The sequence below is a fragment of the Verrucosispora sp. WMMD1129 genome (assembly GCF_029581255.1).
GTDB lineage: Bacteria > Actinomycetota > Actinomycetes > Mycobacteriales > Micromonosporaceae > Micromonospora > Micromonospora sediminimaris.
Window position 1 is genome coordinate 3,075,899 of sequence record NZ_CP120741.1, and the last position, 17,669, is coordinate 3,093,567.

At 71.4% G+C, this 17,669-nt stretch carries 21 protein-coding genes; 9 read left to right on the top strand and 12 right to left on the bottom strand.

Going from position 1 to position 17,669, the window contains the following annotated elements; genetic code table 11:
* Positions 1-7: 7 nt before the first annotated feature.
* The 3 genes from O7624_RS14210 to O7624_RS14220 all read left to right on the top strand — a co-directional run bounded on the left by O7624_RS14210 (position 8) and on the right by O7624_RS14220 (position 3,254).
* Positions 8-817, top strand: a complete 810-nt coding sequence (locus O7624_RS14210) for a hypothetical protein (RefSeq protein WP_282240350.1) — start codon at positions 8-10, stop codon at positions 815-817.
* Between the two features lie 197 nt (positions 818-1,014).
* Positions 1,015-2,547, top strand: a complete 1,533-nt coding sequence (locus O7624_RS14215; protein WP_282240627.1) for a DEAD/DEAH box helicase — start codon at positions 1,015-1,017, stop codon at positions 2,545-2,547.
* Between the two features lie 77 nt (positions 2,548-2,624).
* A complete protein-coding gene (locus tag O7624_RS14220) occupies positions 2,625-3,254 on the top strand; it encodes a putative glycolipid-binding domain-containing protein (protein ID WP_093403976.1) in 630 nt (209 codons plus the stop codon).
* A 61-nt stretch (positions 3,255-3,315) separates the two neighbouring features.
* Here the strand turns inward: O7624_RS14220 and O7624_RS14225 are convergent, their stop codons facing one another.
* On the bottom strand, positions 3,316-4,407 hold the full coding sequence (locus tag O7624_RS14225; RefSeq protein WP_282240351.1) for a PLP-dependent cysteine synthase family protein: 1,092 nt from the start codon (positions 4,405-4,407) through the stop codon (positions 3,316-3,318).
* Between the two features lie 38 nt (positions 4,408-4,445).
* A complete protein-coding gene (locus O7624_RS14230) occupies positions 4,446-4,904 on the bottom strand; it encodes an Lrp/AsnC family transcriptional regulator (RefSeq protein WP_093403973.1) in 459 nt (152 codons plus the stop codon).
* 268 nt (positions 4,905-5,172) lie between these two features.
* Between O7624_RS14230 and O7624_RS14235 the strand changes: the two genes are divergently transcribed.
* On the top strand, positions 5,173-5,442 hold the full coding sequence (locus tag O7624_RS14235) for a BldC family transcriptional regulator (protein ID WP_093403972.1): 270 nt from the start codon (positions 5,173-5,175) through the stop codon (positions 5,440-5,442).
* A 27-nt stretch (positions 5,443-5,469) separates the two neighbouring features.
* Here the strand turns inward: O7624_RS14235 and O7624_RS14240 are convergent, their stop codons facing one another.
* Entirely contained in the window at positions 5,470-6,099 is a 630-nt protein-coding gene (locus tag O7624_RS14240; RefSeq protein ID WP_282240628.1) for a UbiX family flavin prenyltransferase, read from the bottom strand.
* A 179-nt stretch (positions 6,100-6,278) separates the two neighbouring features.
* Between O7624_RS14240 and O7624_RS14245 the strand changes: the two genes are divergently transcribed.
* Complete coding sequence (locus O7624_RS14245) at positions 6,279-7,250, top strand: terpene synthase family protein (protein ID WP_282240352.1); 972 nt, start codon at positions 6,279-6,281, stop codon at positions 7,248-7,250.
* On the opposite strand, the gene mqnP is transcribed toward O7624_RS14245, so the two are convergent.
* The 3 genes from mqnP to O7624_RS14260 all read right to left on the bottom strand — a co-directional run bounded on the left by mqnP (position 7,251) and on the right by O7624_RS14260 (position 10,348).
* On the bottom strand, positions 7,251-8,168 hold the full coding sequence (gene mqnP / locus O7624_RS14250; protein WP_282240353.1) for a menaquinone biosynthesis prenyltransferase MqnP: 918 nt from the start codon (positions 8,166-8,168) through the stop codon (positions 7,251-7,253).
* Positions 8,168-9,628: a menaquinone biosynthesis decarboxylase gene (locus O7624_RS14255; RefSeq protein WP_210940027.1), complete on the bottom strand. Its 1,461-nt coding sequence runs from the start codon at positions 9,626-9,628 to the stop codon at positions 8,168-8,170. Before O7624_RS14255 ends, mqnP begins: the two co-directional genes overlap by 1 nt.
* A 174-nt stretch (positions 9,629-9,802) precedes the next feature.
* Complete coding sequence (locus tag O7624_RS14260; protein WP_282240354.1) at positions 9,803-10,348, bottom strand: carboxymuconolactone decarboxylase family protein; 546 nt, start codon at positions 10,346-10,348, stop codon at positions 9,803-9,805.
* 64 nt (positions 10,349-10,412) lie between these two features.
* Here O7624_RS14260 and O7624_RS14265 point away from each other — a divergent pair, with 64 nt between their 5' ends.
* A complete protein-coding gene (locus tag O7624_RS14265; RefSeq protein ID WP_282240355.1) occupies positions 10,413-10,889 on the top strand; it encodes a MarR family winged helix-turn-helix transcriptional regulator in 477 nt (158 codons plus the stop codon).
* On the opposite strand, the gene O7624_RS14270 is transcribed toward O7624_RS14265, so the two are convergent.
* Both O7624_RS14270 and O7624_RS14275 read right to left on the bottom strand, forming a co-directional pair.
* Positions 10,879-11,073, bottom strand: a complete 195-nt coding sequence (locus O7624_RS14270) for a DUF397 domain-containing protein (protein ID WP_282240356.1) — start codon at positions 11,071-11,073, stop codon at positions 10,879-10,881. The genes O7624_RS14265 and O7624_RS14270 overlap by 11 nt on opposite strands.
* Positions 11,061-11,852 carry a helix-turn-helix transcriptional regulator gene (locus tag O7624_RS14275; RefSeq protein WP_348774983.1) on the bottom strand — a complete coding sequence of 264 codons (792 nt, stop codon included), beginning with the start codon at positions 11,850-11,852 and terminating at the stop codon, positions 11,061-11,063. The genes O7624_RS14270 and O7624_RS14275 overlap by 13 nt, the downstream gene beginning before the upstream one ends.
* A 233-nt stretch (positions 11,853-12,085) precedes the next feature.
* On the opposite strand from O7624_RS14275, the gene O7624_RS14280 reads away from it, so the two are divergent.
* The 3 genes from O7624_RS14280 to O7624_RS14290 all read left to right on the top strand — a co-directional run bounded on the left by O7624_RS14280 (position 12,086) and on the right by O7624_RS14290 (position 13,494).
* On the top strand, positions 12,086-12,358 hold the full coding sequence (locus tag O7624_RS14280) for a hypothetical protein (protein ID WP_093403960.1): 273 nt from the start codon (positions 12,086-12,088) through the stop codon (positions 12,356-12,358).
* 146 nt (positions 12,359-12,504) lie between these two features.
* Positions 12,505-13,140: an endonuclease V gene (locus tag O7624_RS14285; RefSeq protein ID WP_282240630.1), complete on the top strand. Its 636-nt coding sequence runs from the start codon at positions 12,505-12,507 to the stop codon at positions 13,138-13,140.
* 138 nt (positions 13,141-13,278) lie between these two features.
* Complete coding sequence (locus tag O7624_RS14290) at positions 13,279-13,494, top strand: hypothetical protein (RefSeq protein ID WP_282240357.1); 216 nt, start codon at positions 13,279-13,281, stop codon at positions 13,492-13,494.
* 32 nt (positions 13,495-13,526) lie between these two features.
* Here the strand turns inward: O7624_RS14290 and ccsB are convergent, their stop codons facing one another.
* From ccsB to O7624_RS14310, 4 genes are read right to left on the bottom strand one after another with little or no spacing between them, the layout of a single operon-like run.
* Positions 13,527-14,597: a c-type cytochrome biogenesis protein CcsB gene (gene ccsB, locus O7624_RS14295; protein WP_282240358.1), complete on the bottom strand. Its 1,071-nt coding sequence runs from the start codon at positions 14,595-14,597 to the stop codon at positions 13,527-13,529.
* A complete protein-coding gene (locus O7624_RS14300; RefSeq protein WP_282240359.1) occupies positions 14,597-16,261 on the bottom strand; it encodes a cytochrome c biogenesis protein ResB in 1,665 nt (554 codons plus the stop codon). Before O7624_RS14300 ends, ccsB begins: the two co-directional genes overlap by 1 nt.
* The gene (locus O7624_RS14305) at positions 16,261-17,094 is read right to left on the bottom strand and encodes a cytochrome c biogenesis protein CcdA (protein WP_282240360.1); all 834 of its coding nucleotides are present in this window, start codon (positions 17,092-17,094) and stop codon (positions 16,261-16,263) included. The genes O7624_RS14300 and O7624_RS14305 overlap by 1 nt, the downstream gene beginning before the upstream one ends.
* Positions 17,094-17,669, bottom strand: a complete 576-nt coding sequence (locus tag O7624_RS14310; RefSeq protein ID WP_282240361.1) for a TlpA disulfide reductase family protein — start codon at positions 17,667-17,669, stop codon at positions 17,094-17,096. Before O7624_RS14310 ends, O7624_RS14305 begins: the two co-directional genes overlap by 1 nt.

A 17,669-nucleotide genomic window follows, 5' to 3' on the forward strand; every position in this document is an offset into this window, starting at 1 on the left:
GGGCCCGATGCCGGCGCCGCCGTTCCCGCCGCCACCGGCCAACGCCGACACCATCCGGCCCACACCGTCCACCGCCGTGTCCCACACCGGCTCGCCCGCCAGCCCTGGCGAGGCTGACGTGGCTCCGGTCGTGCCGGCGCCGGCGCTGCCGGTCTGGCCGCCACCGACCAACCCCGGCGGCCGCCGGGACGAGCCCGCGCCCATCTCCCCGGCGCTCGCGCCCCGGCCCTCGTCCCGTCCGGGACTGCGTCCGGGCTCCGCCGGGTCACTCGCGGGCTCCGCCGGGTCACTCGCGGGCTCCGCCGGGTCGCTCGCGGCGGTGGACGGGCCGGGCGGTGATCCAGGCGCGACGCGAACCCAGAGCAGCACGGCCGAACCGCCTGCCTGGGTCGGGACGTCCGCGACCGGATCCACGCCGGGCGTCCGGTCCCCCGGAGAGAAGGAGCAGACGGACCGCCCGGCCAAGACGGACCGCCCGGCCAAGACGGAGCGCCCGGCTGAGGTAACGCCTGCTCAGCGTCCCGGCGGCTCTGACCTGAGCGCGTACTACGCCGGGTTGGAAAGCTCGGCGACGGTGGCCTTCCCGGCCGGTGAGCAGGAGACCTCCGGCTCGTTGACCGGGCACATCCTGGCTCAGGGCTGGGCGGACACGGCGGCCGAGAGGTCGCGCAGCACGCTCCGGGTCGTGATCCTGATGGCGGTCGCACTGGGGGTGCTGGTGGCGATCAGCGTGATGGTGGTGCTCTTCGCAAACGACGCGCTGCCCAGCGCGAGCAGTGGGCTGCCGGGCGACCGCCAGCTCCCGGATCGTTGGTGAGTCCGCCCACTACCCGACTCCGGCGCGGGTGGGCACGCGCCGACCGCCGTACACTGGTCGCTGATCATTGACCTGGCGCGTGCACAAGCGCCCATGGGCGATCTTGCGGAAGATCCGGCGGCCACGGCCGCAGCGGGACATCGCGAAGATGCGCCCCGCTCGAAAGGCATTTCTTGACCACCTCCGCTGAACTCGGCATGCCCCCGTTCTCCCCCGACCTTCCCGCCACGCCGCAGCCGGCCGGCACGACCACCCCGGTCACCTTCGACTCGCTCGGGCTTCCCCGGCAGTTGGTCCGCGCCTTGGACCGACAGGGCATCACCACTCCGTTCGAGATCCAACAAGCCACCGTGCCGGACGCGCTGGCCGGACGCGACGTGCTGGGCCGTGGGCAGACCGGCTCCGGCAAGACCCTCGCGTTCGGGCTGCCGCTGTTGGCCCGGATCGCCGCCGGTGAGCGGGCCCGGCCCCGGCATCCACGGGCTCTCGTCCTGGTGCCCACCCGCGAACTGGCCATGCAGGTAAACGACGCGCTGCTGCCGCTGGGCAAGGCCGTCGGCGTGTTCCTCAAGACCGCCGTCGGCGGGGTGCCGTACGACCGGCAGATCGATGCCCTGCGGCGCGGCGTCGAGGTGGTGGTGGCCACCCCGGGTCGGCTCGCCGACCTGATCGACCGGGGCGTGTGCCAGCTCGACGACGTCGAGGTCACCGTGCTCGACGAGGCCGACCAGATGGCCGACATGGGTTTCCTGCCCGAGGTCACCGAGTTGCTGGCGAAGACGCCTGCGGATGCGCAGCGACTGCTCTTCTCGGCCACTCTGGACGGTGACGTCGACGCGCTCGTGCGGCGGTTCATGACCGACCCGGTCACCCACTCGACCGCCCCGCCCACCGCAGCCGTGTCCACGATGGACCACCACCTGCTGCTCATTCCGCCGCAGGAGAAGTTCCCGGTGACCGCGTCGATCGCCGCGCGGCAGGGCCGGACCATCGTGTTCGCCCGTACCCAGTTGGGCGTGGACCGGCTGGTCACGCAGCTCGCCGCCGTCGGCGTACGGGCCGGCGGGCTGCACGGCGGCAAGACGCAGCGGATGCGCACCCGCACGCTGGCGGAGTTCCGCGAGGGACGGACAAACGTCCTGGTCGCCACCGACGTCGCGGCGCGGGGCATCCACGTCGACGGGGTCTCCCTCGTGCTGCACGTCGACCCGCCGAAGGACCCGAAGGACTACCTGCACCGTGCGGGGCGTACCGCCCGGGCCGGTGAGGCCGGTGCGGTGGCCACTCTGGTGCTGCCGAAGCAGCGCCGCACCACCCTGGCCATGCTGGAGAAGGCCGGCGTGGAGCCGGCTCAGTCCCGGGTACGCGTCGGCGACCCGGTGCTGGCTGAGCTGACCGGGGCGCGGGAGCCGAGCGGGGTGCCGGTACGCGAGGAGCCGGAGCAGCAGCCCCGGCGCGGCAGCCGGCCGGGCGGCCCCCGTCGCTTCGGCGACCGGCCTGGCGGCGAGCGCCGCTACGCCGACCACGGTCACCGGGGCGAGCGCCGCTTCACGGAGCAGGCACCGGGCGACCGCCGGTACCACGACAACCCGCGCGGCGACCGCCGCTTCGGCAGTGACCGGGGCGGTCGGTCGGAGGGCTGGAATCGGTCGGAGGGCTGGAACACGCACGATCGGCCACGCGACGACCGGCGTGGGACGGGCGGCCGACCGCGGGCTCGCAGCTACTGACCACCGCGCTCCGCTCGCGGTGCTGATCTTCGGCGCATACGCTGCCCGGCTCCGCCGGGTGGCGTAACGTCCGGCTCATGCCGACCACGCCGAAGTCACTGCTGTGGACCCGTACGGACACCGCCGGTGCCGAGCACGCCCTGGTCGACGACGGCCACGGCTTGGCGGCGCAGGGCACCCAGTTGGCCGTCGACCCGGTTCCCTACACGTGTCGTTACCAGGTGACCACCGACACCGACTGGGCCAGTGTCCGCCTTGAGGTCGAGGTCGAGGGAGCCGGGTGGCGGCGCAGCGTACGGCTGGAACGGGCGACGCAGCGGTGGCGGGTGACCGCCGCCGAGCAGGGTGACCTCGACGCGGTCCTGACCGCCGCCGGGCACGCCCCGGCCGGGCTGCCCGGCGTGGAGGACCCGGATCGGCTGGCCGACGCCCTCGATGTGGATCTCGGTGGTTCGCCGCTGTTCAACACGCTGCCGCTGCGTCGGCTCGGCCTGAACACCGCGCCCCCGGACACCGCGCACTCGATAAGCGTGGCCTGGGTGCTGCTGCCCAGCCTCACCGTGCTTCCCGCCGAGCAGGTCTACACCGGGCTGGGCCCGAACCGGTTCCGGTACGCCAGCGGCGGCTTCAGCGCCGAGGTCGAGGTGGACGCCGACGGCTACGTGCTGCGTTACCCAGGGCTGGCCGAGCGCGCCGCCACCCGCTGACGGTCCGGCCGGGCGGTCAGGCCGGCCATGGCACTCCGGTTCAGGGACGCCGGCCGGGCGGTCAGGCCGGCCAGGAGCCGTCGGTCAGGAAGCGGTCGACGGTGGCCAGGTGCGGTGCCAGGTCGAGGCCCTGCCCGGCCACCCATTCGTCGGCGTAGTAGGTGTCGGCGTACCTGTCGCCCGCGTCGCAGATCAGGGTGACCACCGAGCCCGTCCGGCCGGCGGCCAGCAGCTCGGCGATCAGGCCGAAGGCACCCCACAGGTTGGTGCCGGTCGAGCCGCCCACCCGCCGGCCCAACACCGCCGAGGCGGCCCGCATGGCCGCCAGGGAGGCGGCATCGGGCACCTGCACCATCCGGTCCACCACCGAGGGCAGGAAGGACGCCTCCACGGTCGGGCGGCCGATGCCCTCGATCCGGGAGCCCCGGCCGGTGCGTACCGACCAGTCGGTCGCCTGCCAGGCGGGGTAGAACGCGGAGTTCTCCGGGTCGACCACGCAGAGCTTGGTGGGCAGCCGCCGGTAGCGGGCGTACCGGCCGATTGTGGCGCTGGTGCCACCGGTACCCGCGCCGACCACGATCCACGCCGGGATCGGATGCCGCTCCAGGGCGAGCTGCGCGTAGATCGACTCGGCGATGTTGTTGTTGCCCCGCCAGTCGGTGGCGCGCTCCGCGTAGGTGAACTGGTCCATGTAGTGCCCGCCGGAGTCCTCGGCGAGCCAGCGTGCCTCGATGACCACCTTCGCCGGGTCCTGGACGAGATGGCACCGGCCGCCCTGGAACTCGATCTGGGCGATCTTCTCGGGCGAGGTGGAGGCGGGCATCACCGCGATGAAGGGCAACCCGAGCATCCGGGCGAAGTACGCCTCGGAGACCGCCGTGGAGCCGGACGACGCCTCGATGATCGTGGTACCCGGCCCGATCCAGCCGTTGCAGAGCCCGTACAGGAACAGGGAGCGGGCCAGCCGGTGCTTCAGCGACCCGGTCGGGTGGACCGACTCGTCCTTGAGGTAGAGGTCGATCCCCCAGTGCCGGGGCAGCGGGAACGGCAGCAGGTGGGTGTCGGCGGACCGGTTCGCGTCAGCCTCGACCGCCGCGATCGCCTCGGTCACCCACCGCCGGCTGGCCTCGTCGCACCGGTCGAGATGAGTCACGCCCGGAAACCTAGCAAGCCGACAGGCGGTGCTCGGGCTCAGGCCGTCGGCGGAGCGACCGACTGCGGGCGGTTCTCCCACTTGGTCGACAGCGCGATGCCGGTACGGGTGGAGGCGACCCCGGGTGTCCGGTTCAGCCGTACGATCAGCTGCTCCAACTCCGCGATGGTGCCTACCCGGGCCTTGAGCAGGAAGGACTCGACGCCGGCCATGAAGTAGCAGGATTCGATCTCGGGCATGACCCGGAACGCCTCAAGCACGTCGTCGGTGTCCGCCCCGGAGTCCTCCACGATGCCGATCAGGGCGGTCACACCCAGCCCGATGGTCTCCGGCTCGACCTCCGCGCGGTACGCCCGGATGACGCCCCCGGACTCCAGCTTCCCGACCCTTTCGTGCACCGCCGGAGCGGAAAGGCCGACCTGGCGGGCCAGCTCGGCGTACGACAGGCGGGCGTTGCCGCGGAGCAGGTCCACGAGGTTGAGGTCGATGGCGTCCACGGACTGTGACCCTAGTCGGCGTGGCGTTACACCCGGACTCCGGTATCCGTTTGACCTGGCAGCGGGTGACAGTTCGCATACCCGGGGTTCGGAGGGCGCGACGCCGGTACCATTTACTAACTTCCCACTCAGTGCGTTTTTCGCGTTTGGCGGACACGCCAGGTCGCTGGTGCTGTAATTGCCATACGTCCCTCATGACGGCTCTGGGCTCGCACCGGCCGGGGGCAGTGTGTTCAGCCGGGGGCTTCGTCGACGCGAGGAGGGGGCTGTGGACACTGGAGATCGCCTGCTGACACCGGGTGAAGTCGCCGCACTGTTTCGGGTGGACCCGAAAACCGTGACGCGATGGGCGGCGGCGGGCCGGATCGGGAGCATCCGGACTCCAGGAGGGCATCGCCGGTTTCGGGAATCCGAGGTGCGAGCCCTGCTTGAAGGGGAGGGCATGCTGGACGAGGCGGACGAGATGGGTAGACCGCAAAACGCGGGCCCGGCCGCTTCGACCGGCACTGCGGGCCCGGCGAATGCCGGAATGTACTGAAGTACGGGTCGGGACGCGGGCCGGCCGTCAGGTCCGGTCCGCGTTCAACTTTCCGGCCCACCGCTTGAACAGCGTGTGCGGCACATCGAGGGCGTCGAGCACCTTGCCCGCCACGAAGTCCACCAACTGGGCCCCGGAGGCGGCGGCGCCCGCACCGTAGAAGCCGGGACTGGCCGGCAGCACCACCGCGCCGGCGTCGTGCAGCGCGATCAGGTGTTCCAGGTGGCTTCGGGTCACCGGCGTCTCCCGGGGCACCACGACCACCCGCCGACGCTCCTTGAGATTCACCTCGGCGGCACGCTGCAACAGGTCCTTGGACAGGCCGATGGCGATGCCGGCGCAGGCCGCCGTGCTGGCGGGCACCACCACCATCCCGCGTACCGGGTAGGAGCCGCTGCTCGGTCCGGCGGCGAGGTCACCGGCGGGCCAGTGGCGCAGATCCGCGGCGGCGATGTCCCGCCCGAGCCAGGCAGCCAGATCCTGAGCCCAGTGAGCGTCCCGGAACGGCCGTCCAGTCTCGTCGAGGACGGTCAGCCGGGCAGCCCGGGAAACGATCAGGTCCACCGGCTCCCCGGCGTCGAGCAGCCCACGTACGACTGCGGCCGCGTACGGCGTGCCGGACGCCCCGGACACCCCGACCACCCATGGTTCGCGCATGCCCTCAGCCTGCCTGGTCACCGCCGGCTCCGGTCGGGCACCCCGGGAAGGCGTCCGAGGTGCCCATGATCGCCGCAGGCTGAGCCGTTACGCCACCGACGCCCGGCGGGTCTGCGGGGGTCACCGCAAGCTGGCATGCTGCCGGGGACGAAAGCACAGTGGGGGCCGACCGGAAGGATGTGGGGACCATCTCGTCGTCGGCCGACTCCGCCCACCACATCCTGCCGTCGCTGCGTGCCGCCTGCCCCATCGCGCCACAGCTCTCCCGGTACGCCGACGATGTGCAGGCGTGGCTGGTGTCCGAGCTGCCGTTGGACGCGCCGACGCGGGAGCGGCTGGGGCGGGCCGGTTTCGCCCGCTACGCGGGGCGGCTCTACCCCGATGCCAGCGAGACCGACCTGCGTACCCTGACCGCGCTGTTCACCTGGTTCTTCCTGGTCGACGACGCCTGCGACGGGCCCGAACGGACCGGCCTCGACGACATCCGTGCCCTACGGGACGGCGCGGTCGCGCTGCTGCGCTTCCGGCTGCGGCACCCGGGTCTGGCCGGTCCGCTACGTCGGCTGCTGGTCAGCGCCTGGCGGGAGCCGCACCGCCGGATGCCCGCCCGCTGGCGGCAGCGCTTCGCCGACGCGGTCGCCCATCACCTCGACGGCACGTGGCAGGAGGCGGTCAACAAGGCGACCGGGTACGCGCCCGGCGTCGAGGAGTACGTCGAGCTGCGCCGGGCGACCTCGGCGGCGTACGTGTCGTATCCGCTTGTGGAGTTCGTCCACGGCCGGTCGCTGCCGGACCCGGTCTACCACCACCCACGGCTGGGCCAGTTCCGCGACATCGGCAACGACCTGCTCTCCTGGTACAACGACATCGCCTCGCTGGACCGGGACGCGGCCATCTCCGGCGGCCACAACCTGGTGCTGGCGTTGGCCACCGCACACCGCGTGCCGGTGCCCGCCGCCGTCGAGCTGGCGGCGCAGCGTTGGCACGAGTCGATGCGCCGCTTCGTCGCCCTGCGCGCCACGATGCCCTCGTTCGGTCCGGCCTTGGACCCGGCCGTCACCGCCCACCTCGACGGGGTGGCCCGAGCCGTCCGCGGCACCATCGACTGGACCATGGAGAGCGCCCGCTACGCCGTGCCGTCCAACAGATGATCAGGCGCGCAGGCCGAGCCGGACGACCAGGTCGAGCAGGGCGAAGGCGAACAGTGCGATGCCGACGAAACCGTTGGCGGTGAAGAAGGCCCGGTTGACCCGGCTCAGGTCGGTAGGCGTGACCACCAGATGCTGGTAGCCGAAGGCGACCGCCGTGAGGGCCAGCCCGATCCACCAGAGCCAGCCGAAGCCGATCAGCACGCCGAACCAGCCGAACAACGCGAAGGTGACCACGTGCGCGACCGTGGAGGCGTGCAGGGCGAAGCGCAGCCCGTAGCGGGCCGGCACGCTGTGCACGCCGATCTCCCGGTCCACCTCGGCGTCCTGGCAGGCGTAGATCAGGTCGAACCCACCGATCCACAGGCCGACGGCGGCACCGAGCAGCCAGGCCGGTCCGGAGCCGGCAAAGGTGCCGGTCACCGCGAGCCAGGCACCGACCGGGCCGACCATCTGCGCGACGGCCAGGATGGCGTGCGGCCAGTTGGTGAACCGCTTGCCGTACGGGTAGAGCACCAGCGGCACCACGGCCAGCGGCGCGAGCGCCAGAACGAGCGGGTTGAGCAGGGCGGCGGCGGCCAGGAAGACCACCAGGGCGACGCCCGCGCCGGTCCAGGCCGTCCGCAGGCTCACCGCCCCGGTCACCAGTTCCCGATTGGCGGTACGCGGGTTACGCGCGTCGATCCGGCGATCCAGGATCCGGTTCGCCGCCATCGCGAACGTCCGCGCCCCCACCATCGCCACAGTGATCAGCAGCAGGTCCACCCACCGAACCCGCCCCCCGTCCACCTGCATCGCGACCAAGGCCGACAGATACGCGAACGGCAGCGCGAACACCGAGTGCTCAATCGCCACGAGCTTGAGGAAGGACTTCACGCGCCCGGGGCGCTCGGTCGGCTGCACAGCGGCGGTGGTCGCCATCAGATGCCGTACTCCTTCCAGCGCTTGTCGACAAGCGAGACGACCTCGGGAGCCATGGTCATCTCCTCGGGCCAGCCCCGGTGGTAGCCCTCCTCGGGGAGCTTGCGGGTGGCGTCGATGCCGGCCTTGCCGCCCCAGAACTGCTGGTACGAGGAATGGTCGAGGTGGTCCACCGGGCCCTCGGTGAGCAGCAGGTCCCGGGCGTAGTCGACGTTGCCGAACGCGCGGAAGGCGACCTCGCGGTAGTCGTGCACGTCGCAGTCCTCGTCCACGATCACGATCAGCTTGGTGAGCGACATCATGTGCGCGCCCCAGATCGCGTTCATCACCTTCTGGGCGTGCTTCGGGTAGCGCTTGCGGATCGACACGATCGCACAGTTGTGGAAGACACCGGCGGCCGGCAGGTCGTAGTCGACGATGTCCGGAATCAGGAAACGCAGCAGCGGCGCGAAGATCCGCTCGGTGGCCTTGCCGAGGCCATGGTCCTCCTGCGGCGGCTTCGAGGTGACGATCGAGTGGTAGACCGGGTCGCGCTGCATGGTCATCGCCTCGACGTGCAGCACCGGGAACGGCTCGACCGGGGTGTAGAAGCCGGTGTGGTCGCCGAACGGCCCCTCCGGCAGCCGCTCACCCGGCTCCAGGTAGCCCTCCAGCACCACCTGCGCGTGCGCCGGCACCTGCAACGGCACGGTCAGGCAGTCGACCATCTCCACCCGTTCGCCGCGCAGGAAGCCGGCGAACAGGTACTCGTCGATGTCGGCGGGCAGCGGCGCGCTCGACGCGTAGCTGACCACCGGGTCGCAGCCGATGGCGATGGCGACCGGCAGCCGCTGGCCGAGTCGCTCGGCGACGGCGTGGTGCGCGGTGGAGTTCTTGTGGATCTGCCAGTGCATCCCGAGGGTGTTGTGGCTGTGCTGCTGGAGCCGGTAGAGGCCGAGGTTCCGCTTGCCGGTCTCCGGGTGCTTGGTGTGGGTCAGTCCGAAGTTGTGGAAGATCCCGCCGTCACCCGGCCAGACCTGGAGCCCGGGCAGCCGGTTCAGGTCGACGTCGTCACCCCGGTAGACCACCTGCTGGCAGGGGGCGGTCTTGACCTTCTTCGGCGGCATCGACTTGAGCTGCATGACCTTGCCCAGGCCGCCCATCATGCCGGAGAAGCCCACCGGCAGCTCCGGCTTGAGCATCTCGCCGATCCGGTTGCCGATCTCGTCAAGCGACTCGACGCCGAGCGCCATCGCGGTGCGCTTCTCGGTGCCGAACAGGTTGATCGCCAGCGGCATCTCACCCCGGGTGGGCTGCTCGAACAGCAGCGCCGGCCCGTCGGCCCGCACCGTCCGGGTGACGATCTCGCTGATCTCAAGCGTCGGGTCGACCGGGACGCTGACGCGCCGCAGTTCGCCCGCGCGCTCCAGCGCCGCGAGAAAATCCTTCAGATCGGTGTACGGGAAGCCACGAGCCGCCATGCCCGCAAGTCTGTCCTACGCTCTCTGGTCCTGCCCACGCCGGGTGGCCGTACGCCCTGTGGCGCGCCCCACCCCCGCCTGTCACGGGACACCGCGGTCGGGCGAATCCTGCGCCTGCGCCTGCGCCTGCGCCTGCGCCTGCGCGACCGTGCCTCTTCGGCGAGCTGGCTCGGCTTACGCGTACGCGGCCAGGGGCGGGTCGATCGGTGCCCGGGTGAGCCGGTTGGCGAAGGTGGAGATGGTGTACGTGCCGACGCCGAGCACCACGTCCAGGGCGTGCCGGGGCTGGTAGCCGCTGGCCAGGAAGGCAGCCAACTCCTCGTCGGGCACCGCGCCCTGATTGTCGAGCACGGCCAGGGTGAAGCGGCGCAACGCCTGAAGCCGCTCGTCGGGCAGGTCGGTGCCGGTGCGCAGCGCGTCGATCAGCTCGGCGGCAGCGCCGTGCCGGACGAGGGTGGCGGTGTGCATGGCGACGCAGAGGTGGCATTCGTTGCGGCCGGCGACCGTGAGCACCACGACCTCCCGCTGGATCGGGTCCAGCCCGCAGCCCTCGAAGTTGGCGTTCGCGGTCAGGAAACCCTTGAGCAGTTCGGGGGACTCGGCCATCAGGCCGACCGCCCCGGGCAGGTGACCGATCTTGCGGCGTACGCCGGTCATGGTGGCGCGGGCAGCCTCCGGCGCGGTGTCGATGGTGTGGGTGGTGAATACGTGCGTGGACATGGCGGCGCCCCTTGCCGTAGATTAGTCAACGTGGTTGACCAAACCGTAAACCAGGTTGTCGAAATTGCCAACACCTGAACCGCAGCGACCCGGCTTCGTGCTGCCGCTGCTGTTGCTTGCCGGCTTCCGGACGCTCATCGACGACCTGCACGCCGAGCTGGCCCGGCAGGGTCACGCGGAGCTGCGCCCGCTGCACGGCTTCGTGCTCCAGGCCGTCGGCGCCGACGGCACCACCGCCTCCGAGCTGGGCAACCGGCTGGGCGTCTCCAAGCAGGCCGCCAGCAAGACCGTGGACCGGCTGGTCGCCCTCGGCTACCTGGAACGCGCCGACGACAGCCGCGACGCCCGCCGCAAGCTGGTCCGGCTGACCCCGCACGGGCTCGACGGGCTACGCCGGTCGGCTGTCATCTTCGACGCGCTGCGACAGCGCTGGACGGAAATGCTCGGCGCGGACCGGGTGGCCGCCATCGAGGACGACCTGCGGGCCGTCACCCCCGCCAACTGGTTCCGCCTCGACATCCCCGGCTGGTTCACCGGCTGATCGGGAGCACCGCCACGAACGTCCGCCAGGCCGCCGGGCCGAAGACCAGCACCGCGCCGTCGCGGTCCTTGCTGTCCCGGACCGCGACCAGACCGGGCAGGTTGTCGGCCACCTCGACGCAGTTGCCGCCGTTGGTGCTGCTCCGGGTGCTTGTGCGCCACCGGGCGTCGGTCAGCTCCGCCATGACTCCGCCACCTCCGTCAACAACTCGATCGACTGCCGGGGCGGCAACGCCTCGCCCTGGATCGCCTCCCAGGAGGCCCGGATCGCCAGCACGTCCTCGGTGTGGTCGATCACCTGGCCCTTGAGCTGATCGTCCAGATAGGCCACATCCTCCCCACCGGGAAGGGTAGCCAGCACGAAGGCCCCGGCGACACCCGGATACGCGCCGACCGAGGCGGGCACCACGTGCAGCCGTACCCGGGCGTGCTCGGTGGCCAGCTTGACCAGCCGCCACAGTTGCTCGCGCATCACCACCGGCCCACCGACCGGCCGGCGCAGCACGTGCTCGTCCAGCACCGTGACCAGCTGCGGCGGTCGCTCGCCGGTGAGCACCGCCTGCCGGGCCAGTCGCGCCTCCACCCGCCGCTCCACCTCCGCGTCGTCGTAGAGGCCGACGCTGCGGAACAGCGCGCGGGCGTACGCCGAGGTCTGCAGCAGACCCGGCACCACCGTGTTCTCGAACGACCGAAGCACCGTGGCCTGCCGCTCGTTGGCCTCCCACTCCCGCATCCACTGCGGCGCACCGAGCCGGGCCAGCATCCGGACGAACGCGCCGCCGGTGTCGAGTGCCGCGTCCGCCAGCTCCCAGAAGTCGGGCGGCGGCTTACGCGCCTCGGTCTCCACCATGGCCACCGTCGACGGCGAATAGTTGATCGCCCGGGCCAGATCCTCCTGCGTCACCTTGCGTGCCGCCCGCATGTGTCGCAGTTCCTCGATGAGCACTCGCGACCGCTCGTCCACCCACACCACTCCTCACCAGCACGACAGGCGTTTCTCACCGCCCTCACCGGGGGACAGACCAGGCACACAGGGCGACGGGATGCCTTCCGAGCGTAGTCGGCGGCGCACCAGACTGTCCCCATCGGAACCGCCCGGATCCGGCAGAAAGGACGGGCGCAACCGAGGCGGGGCCGTCCGGCACGTCGGCGACGGACGGCCCCGCCGCCAACCGGCTGGCAGACAGGAGTACGCAGATGACGTCGCAGATCCACGTCGCGCTCCGGCCGCTCTGGCTGTGCCGGGCCTGCGCCGCACCGTGGCCCTGCGCCAACGCCCGGCTCACCCTCCTCGCCGAGTACCGGGACAGTCACGTGGCCCTGTCGATCTACCTCGCCGGGCTGCTGTACGACGCGGTCGAGGATCTGTACCGCCTCGACCCCCACAACGCGCCGAAGCCCGCCGCGCTGCACGAGCGGTTCCTCGGCTGGGCCGCCCCACGAGCCCCTCGCCCACACCCCACCGACTGACCGCCGCTTTGGTCGTACGCTCGCACCTCATGACGATCGTCCCTGCCGACCGGCCGCACTCCGACGACGAGCCGGCGGTAGTCGAGGAGCCGGGCGCGGCGGCCACCGCCGAGGAGCCGGGCGCGGCGGCCATCTCGCCGGCCTCCGTGGCCGAGGCGGAGCGGATCCAGCAGGAGCTGCGGCGGCACCTCGACCTGGAGGAATGCCTGGACGGCGCGCCGAGGCTGGTCGCCGGCGTGGACGTGTCGTACCACAAGGATTCGCCGCGGATCGTCGCCGCCGCCGTGGTCATCGACCTGACCACCGGCGCCGAGGTGGAGTCGGCCGTGGTACCCGGCACGGTGAGCTTCCCGTACGTGCCGGGGCTGCTGGCCTTCCGGGAGGTGCCGATCCTGATGGCGGCGCTGGGCCGGCTCGGCCATCGCCCCGAGGTGGTGGTCTGCGACGGGTACGGCATCGCCCATCCCCGGCGGTTCGGGCTCGCCTGCCACCTGGGCGTGCTGACCGGGCTGCCCACCTTCGGGGTGGCCAAGACGCCCTTCGTCGGTGCGTACGACGAGCCGGGCACCCGTCGGGGCGAGTGGTCGGCACTGCGCGACGGCGACGAGGTGCTGGGTCGGGTGCTGCGTACGCAGACCGACGTCAAGCCGGTGTTCGTCTCGGTCGGCCACCGCACCAGCCTCGACCAGGCGACCACGATCACGCTCGACCTGAGCCGGCGCTACCGCCTGCCGGAGGTGATCCGCCGCGCCGATTTCCTCTCCCGCGAAGCCCTCCGCTGACCGTCGACGCCTATTACATCGAGTAATTCTTGGACAGTTCCCGTTAGCGAAGAACGGGAACTGTCCAAGATCTCGACGGATTTGGGGAACATCTCACCGACCGTGGACCGGGATGCCGGGCGACGACACCATTGAGGCATGTCGGATGCGTACGTCGTCGGCGAGCCGGACGGGCTGTCGCCGCTACAGGTCGAGCTGCGCGACGCCATCGCCCGTGAGTTGCACGCGCAGCTCGGGTTGCGGTCCGAACGGATCGAGCTGGCCGACATACCGGAGGTCGCCTACCAGGTCACCCTGCGGGTGAGCGAAACGCTGCGGCGGGACCGGCCGCTGTCGGCCTCGCCTCGGAGCTGAGCTCGACACCTTGCCGGCGGTCGTCTTGCGGGTCAGAGGCCGCCGTAGGAGTGCAGGCCCTCGAAGAAGATGTTCACGCCGAAGAGGTTCATCAGCACGGTCAGGAAGCCGAGGATGGCCAGCCAGGTGGCCGTGTTCCGCCGCACGCTCGGCGTGGCGCGGGCGTGCAGGTAGCCGGCGTACACCACCCAGGAGATGAACGCCCAGGTCTCCTTCGGGTCCCAGCCCCACGGGCGACCCCAGGCCGCCTCGGCCCAGATCGCCCCGGCGATCACCGCGAAGGTGAAGATCGGGAACGAGAAGGCGTGCAGCACGAAGGTGAGCCGTTCCAGCCCGGCCGCTGCCGGCAGCCGCTTCGCCAGGGTGTACGGGAAGCTGCGCTTGCCGTTCTCGTACCCGGCCCGCATCAGGTACGCCGCAGCCGGCACCACGCCCAGCAGGAACAGGCCCGAGGCGAAGACGATCGTCGACACGTGCACGATGAACCAGTACGAGTTGAGCGCCGGCACCAGCGGCACGATCGGGGTGTAGAGCACCAGCTCGGCGGTGGCCACCAGCAGCACCATCACCAGCGTCAGGAACAGCCCGAGGCGGCGCAGGAACGGCCACTTCACCAGCACGGTCAGCCAGGCGGCGACCCCGATGAACGAGACCGTGAGCACGAACTCGTACATGTTGCCCCACGGCATCCGGTCAGCGGCCAGGCCCCGGGTGACGAGTGCCGCCAGGTGCAGCGCGGCGGCGACGGCGGTCAGCCCGACCGCGATCCGGCCGCCCAGCTCCGCCCGCCGCGCGGTCCGATCGGCCCGACCCGATGTCGCCGGGTCCACCACAGCGCCACCGACCGCCGACGACCCGTCGGCGAGATCGCCCGCGCTCCGGCCATCCATGGCGATGCCGTCCGTCGCCAGGCCGTCCCCGGCCGGACCGACAGTCACCTCGACGGTCGACGCGCCCACCCCCGCGCCGACCAGCTCGCGGGCCGGTGCCACGACGACCCTGGCGCGCGAGTTGCCGAGGGCGTACTCGACGGCGTGACTGATCATCGCCAGCAGATACACAAGCGTGGCGATCGACACCAGCTGATCGGAGAGTGCGGACATCACTCGGCTCCTTCCCGCGCCCGGGCCGACGCGCCCGGGTCGGTGCCGGCGTCACCGGATCGTCCACCGATCGCGGCGACCAGTTGGGCGAACTCGGCGGCGAACCCGGGATGCTCGGTACGCGTCAGACCAGCCACCTCGACCAAACTACTACCGCCTGTCGGAGATCCACCGTCGGGGTCACCCGGACCGGCCGGCAGACCTGGACCCGCCGGCAGCAGTCGGACGAACACCCGTCGACGCCTGACGAACAGCGATCCCATCAGCCCCAGCACCAGCCCGATCGAGCTGACCAGCAGCAGCATCGTGCCCGGGTCGTGCCGTACCGACAGCACGATGTACCGCTCCGTGCCCACGAACTCGACTGTGGTGCCGTCGTCAAGCGTCCAGCTCTCGCCTTTCCGCAGCTGCTTCGCACCGACCTCGGTGAGCCGACCGTTGCGTACCTGACGCTGATCGAGCTGGTAGACCGAGCCGGGGATACCGGCGTCGAGCCCCAGATTGCCCCGGTACGCCACCAGGTCGAGCAGCGGATTCTGCTCGGTCGGATGCTCCGAGCGGACGAACGGCGGCTGCTGCGGCGCGGTCGGCAGGTAGAGCCCGGAGAAGGCCACCTGGAGATCCGGGTTCCGCTCACCGGTCTCCGGGTCGACGTTGGCATCCGGGAAGGCGGCCAGCCCCTCGCTGGTCAGCCCGATGTCGCCGGTGGTGAGGAACGGAAGGTTGCTGGTCTGGGCCTTACCGAACCGATCGGTGTACCGGATCAACGGGACGTAGCCGTGCCCGAGCAGGTAGACGTTCGCACCGTCGAGACGCAACGGCGCGTTGACCGAGAACTCGGCCTGGCGCGGAGCGCCGCCGTCCTCGTCGACTGTCACCTTCGCGTTGAACGAGGACGCCTGACCGTTCGGCAGGAACCGCGCGTCGAACTCGTCCAACTGCATGCAGAACCGGGGCAGGTCGTCACCGACGCGCGGACCGAGCTTGGCCTCGGCGTACTGCTGGCGGGTGTTGCAGAAGACCTGGTCGGCACCGGCGACGAGCAGCCGGTTGCCGTGCCAGCCGTACCAGGAACCGAGCGCGACGCCGACCAGCACCAGCACCATCGAGCTGTGGAAGATCAGGTTGCCGGTCTCCTTGAGGTAGCCCTTCTCGGCGGAGACCTCGTCGCCGCGTACCGCCACCCGCCACCGCCGTCGGCGCAGCGTCTCGGCGACCGCCGCCGCGCCGCCCTCGGGCGCGGGCACCACCGCGTGCTGCGGCAGCCGCTCCAGCCGTTTCGGTACGGCCGGCGGGCGGGCCCACAGCGCCCGGACGTGGTCGCGCAGCCGGGGCGTGATGCACCCGATCAGCGAGGTGAACAGCAGCAGGTAGATCGCGGAGAACCAGACCGAGCTGAACGCCTCGAACGCGCCCACCCGGTCGAGCACCGGGGCCAGGTCGGGGTTGGCGGTGTAGAAGTCGCGTACATCCTCGGGGTTGACCCCGCGCTGCGGCAGCACCGACCCCGGGATCGCGGCGATCGCGAGCAGGAAGAGCAACACCAGCGCGGTACGCATGCTGGTCAGCTGCCGCCACGAGTTGCGCAGCAGCGCGAGCAGCGGGTTGGGCCGGCGCCGGGGCGCCTCGGCCGATGTGGCGGGACGGTCGTCCACGGCGGTCATCAGATGCCCACCTCGAAGTTGCCCACCCCGACCGTGGTCTGCAACCAGATCACCACGTTGGTCCAGCCACCGGTGACCAGCGCCAGCCCGATCAGGATCAGTAGCGCCCCGCCGATCCGGGTGACCCAACGGCTGTGCCGGCGCACCGCGCGGAACACCCCGAGCAGCCGGTTGAAGCCCAACCCGAAGACGACGAACGGAAGACCCAGCCCGAGGCAGTACGCCACCGCCAGCACCACCGCCCGGTCGGTCTGCCCGCTGGTGGTGGCCATCCCGAGCACCGCGGCCAGCGTGGGCCCGGTGCAGGGCACCCAGCTCAGCGCGAACACGGCACCGAGCACGGGCGCGCCGAGCAGGCCGGCGGCGGGCAACCTGTTGATCCGGAACTCACGCTGGAACCCGGGCAGCGCACCGAGATAGCCCAGACCGAGCACGACGATGAGCCCGCCGACGATGATCTCCAGCGTCCGTTCGTGGTCGAAGAAGACCCGGCCGACGCCGCTGAACAGGACCGCGGTGGCGGTGAACACGACGGTGAAGCCGGCGATGAACAGCAACGTCCCGGCCAGCACCCGGCCCTTCACCGCCGGGGCGACCCGGGTGCGCTCCCGTACGGCCGTGCCGACGCCACCGCCACCTGGTGACTCTGCGGGCGTCGGCTCCTGCCGACCTTCGAGGTCCGCGCCGGCCAGCCCGGTGACGTACGAGAGGTAGCCGGGCATCAGCGGCAGCACGCACGGAGACAGGAAGCTGACCAGACCGGCCAGCGCCGCCGCGCCCAACGCCAACAGCAACGGGCCGGACTCGGCGAGCTGACCGAAGGTCCCGCCCATCAGCGCTGACCGGCCGGCGCGGGCGCCTCGGCGGCGATCCGCTCGACGATGGGTTGCAGCCCCTCCTGCCGGACCGCCGCCCGGATCACCGTGGCGATGCGTCCCTCCCGGTCCAGCACGACGGTGGCCGGGATGGTGTTCGGCGGGATGTCCATGTCGAGGGCGAGTCGGCTGCCCGGGTCGAAGATGCTCGGGTAGCTGACCCGGCCCTCCTCGAAGGCGATGGCCTTGTCCCGGCTGTCCTGCACGTTGATGCCGAGGAAGGTCACTCCGGAGTCCTTCGTGGCCTGGTAGGTGTTCTCCAGGTCGTCGGCCTCGGCCCGGCACGGCGCGCACCAGGAGCCCCAGAAGTTGACCACCACGACCTTGCCCCGCTGGTCGACCACGTCGTAGGACCCGCCGGCCAGCAGCTCACCGGCGATCTTCGGGGCGGCGGACCGCTGCTCCGGGGCACACTCGACGATGCCGCCGGCACTGTCGCAGTCGGACTCCCGGCCGTCGCCCGTACAACCGCTCAGGAGCATCGCGGTGGTCGCGGCGGCGAGCAGGCCGACAGCCAGCCTCCGGACGCCCAT